Origin of the sequence: Streptomyces sp. ADMS (assembly GCF_033441795.1) — a bacterium.
In the GTDB taxonomy this organism is placed as follows: Bacteria; Actinomycetota; Actinomycetes; order Streptomycetales; family Streptomycetaceae; genus Streptomyces.
Genome location: NZ_JAVFVX010000057.1, coordinates 43,125 through 53,237 on the forward strand (window position 1 = coordinate 43,125; position 10,113 = coordinate 53,237).

General features: G+C 70.5%; 9 protein-coding genes and 2 pseudogenes. 4 read left to right on the forward strand and 7 right to left on the reverse strand.

Translation table 11 applies throughout. The features are described from left to right. The first annotated feature begins 368 nt into the window (after positions 1-368). From RB628_RS24010 to RB628_RS24020, 3 genes are read left to right on the forward strand one after another with little or no spacing between them, the layout of a single operon-like run. Complete coding sequence (locus RB628_RS24010) at positions 369-1,682, forward strand: DUF2092 domain-containing protein (RefSeq protein WP_318322583.1); 1,314 nt, start codon at positions 369-371, stop codon at positions 1,680-1,682. A gap of 46 nt (positions 1,683-1,728) precedes the next feature. Then, positions 1,729-2,712, forward strand: coding sequence for an ABC transporter ATP-binding protein (locus RB628_RS24015; protein WP_318322584.1), 984 nt, complete (start codon positions 1,729-1,731; stop codon positions 2,710-2,712). Then, on the forward strand, positions 2,699-3,619 hold the full coding sequence (locus RB628_RS24020) for an ABC transporter permease (RefSeq protein WP_318322585.1): 921 nt from the start codon (positions 2,699-2,701) through the stop codon (positions 3,617-3,619). The genes RB628_RS24015 and RB628_RS24020 overlap by 14 nt, the downstream gene beginning before the upstream one ends. On the opposite strand, the pseudogene RB628_RS24025 reads toward RB628_RS24020, so the two are convergent. The 7 genes and pseudogenes from RB628_RS24025 to RB628_RS24055 all read right to left on the reverse strand — a co-directional run. Next, positions 3,609-4,037: pseudogene (locus tag RB628_RS24025) on the reverse strand (flavodoxin family protein); the annotation flags it as partial. The gene RB628_RS24020 and the pseudogene RB628_RS24025 overlap by 11 nt on opposite strands. After that, positions 4,009-4,332: pseudogene (locus RB628_RS24030) on the reverse strand (amidase family protein); the annotation flags it as partial. The pseudogenes RB628_RS24030 and RB628_RS24025, both read right to left, overlap by 29 nt. A 4-nt stretch (positions 4,333-4,336) precedes the next feature. Further along, the gene (locus RB628_RS24035) at positions 4,337-5,764 is read right to left on the reverse strand and encodes a hypothetical protein (RefSeq protein WP_318322586.1); all 1,428 of its coding nucleotides are present in this window, start codon (positions 5,762-5,764) and stop codon (positions 4,337-4,339) included. Positions 5,765-5,861: 97 nt separating this feature from the next. Then, positions 5,862-6,836, reverse strand: coding sequence for a M28 family metallopeptidase (locus tag RB628_RS24040; protein ID WP_318322587.1), 975 nt, complete (start codon positions 6,834-6,836; stop codon positions 5,862-5,864). 159 nt (positions 6,837-6,995) lie between these two features. Further along, positions 6,996-7,493: a VOC family protein gene (locus tag RB628_RS24045; RefSeq protein ID WP_318322588.1), complete on the reverse strand. Its 498-nt coding sequence runs from the start codon at positions 7,491-7,493 to the stop codon at positions 6,996-6,998. 41 nt (positions 7,494-7,534) lie between these two features. Beyond that, positions 7,535-8,503 carry an EamA family transporter RarD gene (rarD, locus tag RB628_RS24050; protein WP_318322589.1) on the reverse strand — a complete coding sequence of 323 codons (969 nt, stop codon included), beginning with the start codon at positions 8,501-8,503 and terminating at the stop codon, positions 7,535-7,537. 167 nt (positions 8,504-8,670) lie between these two features. After that, positions 8,671-9,522: an NAD(P)H-binding protein gene (locus tag RB628_RS24055; RefSeq protein WP_318322590.1), complete on the reverse strand. Its 852-nt coding sequence runs from the start codon at positions 9,520-9,522 to the stop codon at positions 8,671-8,673. Positions 9,523-9,640: 118 nt separating this feature from the next. Between RB628_RS24055 and RB628_RS24060 the strand changes: the two genes are divergently transcribed. After that, positions 9,641-10,045, forward strand: coding sequence for a helix-turn-helix domain-containing protein (locus RB628_RS24060; RefSeq protein ID WP_318322594.1), 405 nt, complete (start codon positions 9,641-9,643; stop codon positions 10,043-10,045). Positions 10,046-10,113 lie beyond the last annotated feature (68 nt).

Consider the following 10,113-nt stretch of genomic DNA (forward strand, 5'->3'; position numbering starts at 1 on the left):
ACCTGGGGTCCCATCCCGTACCTGGGGGCTGCGCCCCCAGACCCCCGCCACGGCCCTGAACGGGGCCTTGTCCGCAAACGCCGGGCGGGCGGATGGTGGCGTACGTCACATGCGTGGACCAGGTCCACGGTGAGATCGCCTCCCGACGCTGCCAGAATCAGAGCCGACCCCTACGGGTCAGGGGAGGGGATGCCTCCTCATGTCATCCCGTAGCAGTACACGGAGTTGCGCCCAAGGTCTGACGATTCCTCCTCGCCGATTTGGTCAGATGGAAACCACCACTCCTCACCGGTTCAGGTGAGAATGGCGGCTCAGGGTGGGCAAGTGTGGGACGGACAGCCGCCGCCGACGACGGAGGTAAGGCACACATGGCACCGTACGAAGAGGCCAAGGCCGGGAACCGGATCGAGGCCGAGATCGAGGCCGAGGACGTGCCGTCCCGGCGCCGCAGGGCCGCGCGGTACGCCGCCCCGGTCGCGGTGATCGGTCTGACGGTCGCGACGATCGGGCTGGTACCGGCGTTCGCCGGCTCCGGTGACCCCGATCTGCCGAAGATCAGCGCGCAGGAACTCATCGAGAAGATCGCCGCCTCGGACGTGCAGCAGTTGTCCGGCACGGTGAAGATCAGTACGGATCTGGGGCTGCCCGACCTCGGCGGTCTGGAGAGCGGACTTCTGTCGGGCGGGCTCGGCGGGGGTTCCGACGACTCGGGGTCGGCCGCCGAACCGAGCGCCAAGCTCCTCGAACTGGCCTCCGGCACACACACGATCCGTGTCGCCGCGGACGGCCCCGACAAGCAGAAGCTGTCGCTGCTGGAGAAGGCCGCCGAGTACAGCGTGATCCACAACGGCGACGAGGTGTGGGCGTACGACAGCGCGTCCAACGAGGCGTACCACGCGACGGCCCCCGCATCCGAGGACAGCAAGGGCGAAGGCGCCAAGGGTGAGGGCAAGGGTCAGGTCCTGCCAGGAGACGACGTACCCGCCACGCCCGGGGAGTTCGCCGAGGAGGCCCTGAAGGCGGTCGACGACACGACCTCCGTGACCGTCGACGGCACCGCCCAGGTCGCCGGGCGGGACGCCTACAAGCTGGTCATCAAGCCGAAGGCGTCCGGGTCCACGGTCGGGGCGATCAGTATCGCGGTCGACTCCAAGACCGGTACACCGCTGAAGTTCACGCTGACCCCGGCGAGCGGCGGTGCCGCCGTCGTGGACGCCGGCTTCGTCGACGTCGACTTCGCCAAGCCCGCCGCCTCGACCTTCGACTTCACCCCGCCCAAGGGCACGAAGGTCACCGAGGAGGGCCCGGGCAAGGCCGAGGAGGACTTCGACCGCGACTTCGGCAAGGAGTTCGACGGTGCCGGCAAGGGGTTCGACGGCCACGAGGGTACGGCGGACGGGCTCGAAGGCGACGGCGTCAAGGTCATCGGCGAGGGCTGGAACTCCATCGCCACGTTCGACTCGGGGGCCGAGGGCGGTCTTCCGTCGGCGGGCAGCTCGCCCGACGCCGGTGCCTTCGGCGGCTTCCTCGACTCCTTCGGCGACAAGGTCTCCGGCGACTTCGGCTCCGGCACGGTCTTCAAGACCCGTCTGATCAACGCCCTGATGACGGACGACGGCAAGCTCTACGTCGGCGCCGTCACGAAGGACGCCCTGGTCAAGGCGGCGAACGCAGCCCAGTAACTCCCGTACGGGAACCGTCGTACCGATATGACGATTGAGGGAGCTCATGGAGGGACCGTCCGCCACGGAGCCGGAAGAGGCGCACCGGGACGATGACGCGGTCATCGTCACCCGCGCCCTCACCAAGCGCTTCCGCGGCGGACAGCTCGCCGTCGACGCCCTCGACCTCACCGTTCCGGCGGGCAGCGTCTTCGGTTTCCTCGGGCCGAACGGCTCGGGCAAGACGACCACCATCCGCATGCTGATGGGCCTGATCGAGCCGACGTCGGGCACGGCGCGGGTGCTGGGGCGGCCGATGCCCCGCGCCACCCGCGCCGTCCTGCCGCACGTCGGCGCACTCATCGAAGGGCCCGCGCTGTACGGCTTCCTCTCGGGCCGCGACAACCTTGTCAGGTACGACGCCGCCGACCCGACCGCCGATCCGCGCACCCGGCGTACCCGCGTCGCGGTGGCGCTGGACCGGGTGGGCCTGACGGCCGCCGCCGGCAAGAAGACGAAGGCGTACTCGCTGGGCATGAAACAGCGGCTAGGTCTCGCGGCGGCGCTGCTCCAGCCGCGTCGGCTGCTCGTCCTCGACGAACCGACCAACGGGCTCGATCCGCAGGGGATGCGCGAAATCCGTTCCCTGGTACGGGAGTTGGCATCGGACGGCACCACCGTCTTTCTCTCCTCCCACCTCCTCGACGAGATCGAACAGGTCTGTACGCACGCTGCCGTGATGGCGCAGGGGCGGCTGATCACCCAGGGTGCGGTGGCCGAGTTGGCCGCCGGAGCCCGCGGTCGGCTGGTCGTGACGACGCCCGACCCGGCGGACGCGGCCCGTGTGCTCAAGGAACAGGGAGTCGGCGACGTGGTCGTGACCGAGGACCGGGTGACCGGCGAGGTGCCGGACGGCGACCGCGAACTGGCCGATCTGAACGCCGCGTTGGTTGGCGCGGGCATCCGCGTCCGGGGCTTCGGTGTCGAACGGGCGTCCCTGGAGGACGCGTTCGTGGCGCTGACGGGGGAGGGCTTCGATGTCGCAGGCTGAAACCGGAACAGCACCTCCGCGGCTGCGGAAGGAGCCCGGCAGCACACCCAGGCCCAACCCCCTCTGGACTCTGAGCCTTTTCCGCAGCGAACTCGTCACCACCTTCCGGCGCTGGCGGACCCTCGCGCTGCTCGCCGTGCTCGCGGCCGTACCGATCGTCGTCGGTATCGCGGTGAAGATCGAGACGAGTGACGGTTCGTCAGCCGTCGGCGGCGGTCCCGGGGGCGGCGGCGGGGGACCGGCGTTCATCACGCAGATCAGCAACAACGGACTGTTCCTGGTGTTCACGGCGCTGGCCGCGACACTCCCCTTCTTCCTGCCGATGGCCATCGGCGTCATCGCGGGCGACGCGATAGCCGGCGAGGCGAACGCGGGCACGCTCCGCTATCTGCTGGTCGCCCCGGCCGGCCGCACTCGCCTGCTCCTCACCAAGTACGCGACCACGCTGACGTTCTGCCTGGTGGCGACGCTGGTGGTGGCGATATCGGCGCTCACGGTCGGGGCGCTCCTCTTCCCGCTCGGCGACCTGATGACGATCTCCGGTACGAGCATCAGCTTCACGGAGGGCCTCGGACGGGCGCTGCTCATCGCGCTGGTCGTCGCCGCGTCACTCATCGGTGTGGCCGCGCTCGGGCTGTTCATCTCCACGCTGACGAGCAGCGGCATCGCGGCGATGGCGACCACCGTCGGGCTGCTCATCACCATCCAGATCCTCGACCAGATCCCCCAACTGCACGCGCTTCACCCGTACTTCTTCTCCCACTACTGGCTGTCCTTCGCCGACCTGATGCGCGAACCCGTTTACTGGGACGACCTGGTGAAGAACCTCGGCATCCAGGCCCTGTACGCGGCGGTGTTCGGCTCGGCGGCCTGGGCACGCTTCACGACGAAGGACATCACGGCCTGAACCCCGGGCCGAAGAAGGTCTTCGCGCGGGTGAGCGCGTCGGTGTCGTTCCATACGTCACCCGGCTTGCTCCCGTTGCCGAGCAGCACCCCGCCGAACCGCATCCCCATGTACGCGGCCGAGTTGGTGAGCGTGCCGACCAGCGGGTCGGCGACTGCCTGGTCCGGGTCCGCGAGGACGGTGACGCCCCAGAGGGTGCGTCCGGCGAGGGCGGCCCTGAAGCCCAGGCCGGGCGTGCACAGCCAGCCCGACCAGTGGTCGAGGTAGCGCTTGACGGGGGCGGACACCGTGTACCAGTACAGCGGCGAGACGATCACGATGTCCGTGGCCGCGAGCGTGGCGTCGAGCAGGAGGCCCGCGTTTCCGGTGGGCCGGACGTGGTCCGCGTCGTGGCGCAGGTCCTCCGGGTACGGACGTGGCGCCCAGCGGCACACACCCGGCGGCGGTCAGCCGTGCCGCGTCCGCCGCCCGCTGTCCGTACCGCCCCTTCACGGCGATCGGGACGCCCGCGAGCGGCAGTCGCTCACCCGCGGCGACCCGAGCGTCGACCTCGCGCGCCCGCCGTACCGCCGCCTCGCCCCACACCTCCGTGAGCGCGCACAACTCCGGCTCCACGGCGGCGATCCGCGCGAGCGCGGCCGTGACGACATCGACGGCCGTCACTTCCCGCGCCCGGACAGCGGCGGCGATCTCCGCGACCGAGAGGGTCCTCAATGGCTCAGCTCTCCACGCGTCCCGAGACCAGAATCCCGCCGCCCTCGATCCAGGTGAGGAAGATCCCGGCGCCGGCGGGCGTGTACGCGGGCACCTCCGTGCCGGCCGGCAGGGCCTTCGGTGTGCCCGTCGAGGCCGGGATCTCGACCGCGACGCGCGGGTCCGAGCCCGCGACGGTGCCGTACGCCGTGCCGTCGTCGCGCACGGAGCCGATCAGCATGTCCTTGCGGCCCTCGTCCCCGCCCACGCCCTTGGCGAGACAGGCCACGGAGCCCCTCTGGAGGTCGAAGAGCATCCAGCCGTACGAGAGATAGCGGCCGCCCGGGGAGACGGAGGTCAGGACGCTGTCGCCGAGGACGGTGTCGTCCGTGTCGAATATCTGAGTGAGCGTGCGGTCGCGGCACTCGGCGCGCAGCAAAACCTTGCCGGTCGCGGCGTCGTGCACGGTCCGTACGGTGTCCTCGGAACCGTTCTCGTTGCCCTCGCCGGCGGGCTCCCAGGAGGCGACGACCTTGCCGTCGGCCACCGTCTGGGCGGTGCCGTTGACCTGGTCGGCGCCGAAGCCGCCGGTTTCGGCGGCGGCACCTTCGGGGGCCACGTCGGTGCTGGACCAGCCGTCCGGCACCCCGAATCCGCCGCCGGACGCGTTCGCCACGGGCCCCCGCCCGCTCATCCCGACGACCGCGCCCGCTTCGTCGCCGTACGTCGTGACCCTGCCGCTCGTGACGTCGATCGCCGCCGCGTGGCCCTCGTAGCCGTCGGCCCAGCTGACGAGGGCCTGGCCCGCGCCGCCGTCACGGACCACGGCGTCGCCCTGGGCGGTGCCGTTGTCGGCCTCTACGGGGACGTCGACGCTGCGCAGCGGCGCGACCGCGTTCCCCGAGGCGTCGGCCGCGTACACCTGGGCCTGGACGATCTCCTTGCCGTCGTGCAGCTCGTCCCTGCCGGCCAGCCCGTGTGCCCACGCGACGAAGTACTCGCGCCCGCCCGCGCTGACGGCGGTCACCGACGCGGGCGCGATGAGGGCGGGGTCGTAGCCCGCGGAGTCGTCCAGTGACCCCGGCGGGGTCCAGGCGGCGCTGGTCCACAGCACCTTGCCCGTCGTGGCCCTGCGCACCTGCACGTACATCTCGGCCTGGTCGGCGATCACGTACGCGACGGTCCCGGACCCGGGGGCGACGGCGACGGGCGCGCTCTCGGCACCCTCCTCGACCCAGCCCAGTTCCTGGTCCCAGCCGCGGCCGGCGTCGTAGGCGGCGGGAACGGCCAACTCGGCGAGCGTGCCGCCTGGTTGACCGTTTCCCTTCGGATCCCCGGTGCCGGCGGTCTTCTCGGGCTGCGCCGATCCGCCGCATCCGGCGAGGACCAGCCCTGCCACGACGGCCACCATCACCCTCGTACCCGTGCCTGCTCTCGTACTCGTACCGCGCATGGAACGTTCCTTCCCCCGTACCGGATCACAGATCTTGGCATCCGTACGATGCCATCGGCAGTGCGGTACGGGGGAGTTGGACCATGGAGTGCGCGCGTTACTCCGACAACTCCCACACGGCGTACGCGGCCGCGTCACTGTTTCGGTCCAGGGCGGTGTCGTTGATGTTGGCCGTCGTGTCGCAGGACGAGTGGTAGCAGCGGTCGAACGCCTGGCCCGACGTACCGCCCCACTTGGCCGCCTGCGCCGCCGACTTGGTGTTACTGGCACCCGTGAACAGACCGCCGACGGGGACGCCCACGTTCTTGAAGGGCGCGTGGTCGGAGCGGCCGTCGCCCTCGGTCTCGATCTCGGTCGGGACGCCGAGGCCGACGAAGTAGTCCTTGAAGGTCTGCTCGATGGCCGGGTCGTCGTCGTAGACGAAGTAGCCGGGGTTCGGTGAGCCGATCATGTCGAAGTTCAGATAGCCGTCGATGCGCGCGCGGTTCGCGGAGGAGAGGTTGTTGACGTAGTACCGGGACCCGACCAGGCCCAGCTCCTCCGCTCCCCACCAGGCGAACCGCAGGTGCTTCGTGGGCTGGTACTGGGCGCGCGAGACGGCGAGCGCGATCTCCAGAACGGCGGCCGAACCACTGCCGTTGTCGTTGATGCCGGCGCCGGAGGAGACGCTGTCGAGGTGCGAGCCCGCCATGATCACCTGGTCGGCGTCGCCGCCGGGCCAGTCGGCGATCAGGTTGTAGCCGGTACGGCCGGACGCGGTGAACTGCTGGATGGTGGTGGTGAATCCGGCCGCGTCCAGTCTGGCCTTCACATAGTCGAGCGAGGCGCGGTAACCGGCTCTGCCGTGCGCCCGGTTACCGCCGTTGGCGGTGGCTATGGACTGCAGCTGGGTCAGGTGCGCCTTGACGTTGGCCAGGGGCAGGTCGGGCGCGGCGGCGAGTTTGACGGCCGGCGCGGAGTCGGGGGCGGGGGCGGCGCCGGCCGCCGTGCCCGTGGTGAGGAGCGCGGTGGTGGCGAGCACGGTGACGGCCACAGCGGTGGCTGTGGCGCGTCCGGGAACCGAGAGCTTCATGTGGGGGGCTCCGAATTCCTCGGGAATCACAGGGATTCCACAGCGGATAGGTGCCTGGATGGTGAAGCTCTGGCCAACTGTTCGTCAAGAGCGCTATCTGGACAGGGAGTTCGCATACCGGATGAACATGGGCATGATCAATGTCCTCGGCGGCCCGGTTCAGTGCACGCAGAACTCGTTCCCCTCCGGATCCTCCATCACCACCCACTCACCACCCGCCTCCCGCACCTCCCGCAGCGCGCCCGCCCCAAGCCCCGTCAGCCGCTCGACCTCGGCCGCGCGCCGGTCCGGGCCCGGGTGCAGATCGAGATGAAGCCGGTTCTTGACCGTCTTCGCCTCCGGTACCCGCTGGAAGAGCAGCCGCCGCCCGAGCCCGGTCCCGCTCTCCTCCTCGTACGGATCACCGGGATGCCGTACGGCGGCCAGGTCCCTCCAGGCGCGGCGGCCGTGCGACTCGACGGTCAGTTCGGCCGGCGCGGCGCCGAGGCCCAGCAGGCGCTCGATCAGCGCACTGTGGTCCTCGACCGTGTACGCGAGCGCGCCGGCCCAGAAGTCGGCCTGCGCGTGCGGGTCCGCGCAGTCGATGACCAGCTTCCAGTGCACGGGGACGGGAACGGGAGTGGGAGCGGGGTCTTGGGGTGCGGGCGTCTGTGTCATGGGGACCACTTATAACGCTTCGCACTGACAGCGCCCCGCTTTCAGTTGCGTACGTCCTGCGTGGCCTCCGCCGCCCGCAGGGTGGGGATCGCGTCGGGCCCCACCCTGAGTGCCCGCGCCCCCCGCCGGGCCGCTCGCAGCGCGTCCCACGTCAGCAGGGTCAGGGCGAGCCACACCAGGGCGAACCCGGCCCAGCGCTCCGGCGGCATGGCCTCGTGGAAGTAGAAGACGCCCAGGAGGAACTGGAAGACGGGGGCCAGGTACTGGAGCAGCCCCAGCGTCGACAGCGGCACCCGTATCGCCGCCGCGCCGAAGCAGACCAGCGGGAGAGCGGTCACGATCCCGGTCGCCGCGAGCAGGGTCGCGTGCCCGGCGCCCTCCGCGCCGAAGGTCGCCTCGCCCTGCCCGCCCAGCCACAGCAGATACGCCAGCGCGGGCAGGAACTGGACCGCGGTCTCGGCGGCCAGCGACTCCACCCCGCCCAGGTTGACCTTCTTCTTGACCAGGCCGTACGTGGCGAAGGAGAAGGCCAGGCAGAGGGAGATCCAGGGCGGCCGGCCGTATCCGATCGTCAGGACGAGCACGGCGGCCAGACAGACGCCGACCGCAGCCCACTGCACCGGCCGCAGCCGTTCCTTCAGCAGGATCACACCCATGGCGATGGTGACGAGCGGGTTGATGAAATAGCCGAGCGAGGCCTCGACCACGTGCCCGGAGTTCACGGCCCAGATGTAGACGCCCCAGTTGACCGTGATGAACACCGCGGCGACCGTGATCAGGGCCAGCCGGCGCGGCTGCCGCAGCAGCTCGCCGGCCCAGGCCCAGCGGCGCAGCGCCAGGAGGGCGATGCCGACGAAGGCGAGGGACCACACCATCCGGTGGGCCAGGATCTCGGCCGCCCCGGCCGGCTTCAGCAGCGGCCAGAAGAGCGGGACGAGGCCCCACATCCCGTATGCCGCGAAGCCGTTCAGCAGGCCTTTGCGCTGCTCGCTCGTCGGCTTGCCGGCCACCGGCGTCTCCCCTCGTACCAGCACATGACCATATGGACGTGCGTTCACGACGGTAACGCCGAGCGCCCCCGGCTGTCATGTTCGTATCGGCATACGGTCATGACAGGCGGGGGTGGGCGTCCTCGGGGGCGCGACGGGGGAGTGCGCGCCCCCGAGGGGTGTGGGGGTCAGCCCTTGAGCGCGGCGGCGATCGACTCGGCGATCGGCGTGGTCGGGCGGCCGGTCAGGCGGGACAGATCGCCCGGGGTGCCGGCCAGCTGGCCCTGCTCGATGGACGCGTCCACGCCCGCGAGGATCGTGGCGAGGCCCTCGGGCAGGCCGACACCGGTCAGGATGCCGATCAGGACCTCGACGGAGACGGCGTTGTAGGCGACGTCCTTGCCGGACTGCCTGGACACCTCGGCCGCGTACTCGGCGAAGCTCCAGTTGGTGTCGCCGCTCAGCTCGTACGTCGTGTTCTCGTGGCCCTCGCCGGTCAGCACCGCGACAGCGGCGGCTGCGTAGTCGGCGCGCGCGGCGGAGGCGACCCGGCCCTCACCGGCGGCCTGGGTGACGCCGTGCTCCAGGACGACGGGGAGCTGCTCGGTGTAGTTCTCGTTGTACCAGCCGTTGCGCAGCAGCGAGTACGGGACGCCGGACTCGAGGATCGCCGCCTCGGTGCCCTTGTGGTCGTCGGCGAGTGCGGCCGTCAGGGTGCCCGGGGCGCTGGTGTACGCGAGCAGCGCGGCGCCCGCGGCCTTCGCGGCGTCGAGGACGACCTTGTGCTGGCCGACGCGGCCCTTGTCGAACTCGTTGCCGGAGATGAGCAGCACCTTGTCACCGGCGGCTATGACGCCGTCGTAGGTCTCCGGCTGGTTGTAGTCGGCGACCGCGATCTTCACGCCGCGGGCCGCGAAGCCGGAGGCCTTCTCCGCGTCGCGTACGACGGCGGTGATCTGGTCGGCCGGAACCTTCTCCAGCAGCTGCTCGACTACGTGACGACCGAGGTGGCCGGTGGCTCCGGTGACGACGATGCTCATGATGTGTATCTCCTTGTGGGTGCGGGCTGGCGCTAACCATAGGGGAAGCGCTAACTTCAGGAAAGTACACACTTTCATGTAAGGTACTTGCATGGCGGTTAGTGATGAGGTCGAAGGCATGGCGGGCAAGCAGGCCCCGGGCAAGTACGAGACGGTCGACGCCGAGGGCATGTGTCCGTACCGCCTGGTCCTGGAGCACGTCACCAGTCGCTGGGGTGTGCTCGTCCTCATGGAGCTGCTGGAGCGCCCGTACCGTTTCAGCGAGCTGCGCCGGGCCATCGGCAGGGTCAGCGAGAAGATGCTGACGCAGACCCTCCAGACGCTGGAGCGCGACGGCCTGGTCCACCGGGACGCGAAGCCGGTCATCCCGCCCCGCGTCGACTACTCGCTCACCGACCTCGGCCGCGAGGCCGCGACCCAGGTCCGGGCCCTGGCCGTCTGGACCACGGAGCGCATGCCGGACGTGGAGCGGGCCCGCGGGGCATACGACGAGGCCCGGGCCGAAAAGGCCCGGGCCCGGTAACCGCTCGGTGCGGGTCGGTCGGTCAGTTGGTGACGGTCCAGGTGTCGCGGCCGGCGAGTAGTGCGGCG

Bases quoted from the DNA above. Each gene is read 5' to 3' on its own strand.
- RB628_RS24010 (WP_318322583.1), top strand. From the start codon at position 369: ATGGCACCGTACGAAGAGGCCAAGGCCGGGAACCGGATCGAGGCCGAG.
- RB628_RS24015 (WP_318322584.1), top strand. From the start codon at position 1,729: ATGGAGGGACCGTCCGCCACGGAGCCGGAAGAGGCGCACCGGGACGAT.
- RB628_RS24020 (WP_318322585.1), top strand. From the start codon at position 2,699: ATGTCGCAGGCTGAAACCGGAACAGCACCTCCGCGGCTGCGGAAGGAG.
- RB628_RS24035 (WP_318322586.1), bottom strand. From the start codon at position 5,764: ATGCGCGGTACGAGTACGAGAGCAGGCACGGGTACGAGGGTGATGGTG.
- RB628_RS24040 (WP_318322587.1), bottom strand. From the start codon at position 6,836: ATGAAGCTCTCGGTTCCCGGACGCGCCACAGCCACCGCTGTGGCCGTC.
- RB628_RS24045 (WP_318322588.1), bottom strand. From the start codon at position 7,493: ATGACACAGACGCCCGCACCCCAAGACCCCGCTCCCACTCCCGTTCCC.
- RB628_RS24055 (WP_318322590.1), bottom strand. From the start codon at position 9,522: ATGAGCATCGTCGTCACCGGAGCCACCGGCCACCTCGGTCGTCACGTA.
- RB628_RS24060 (WP_318322594.1), top strand. From the start codon at position 9,641: ATGGCGGGCAAGCAGGCCCCGGGCAAGTACGAGACGGTCGACGCCGAG.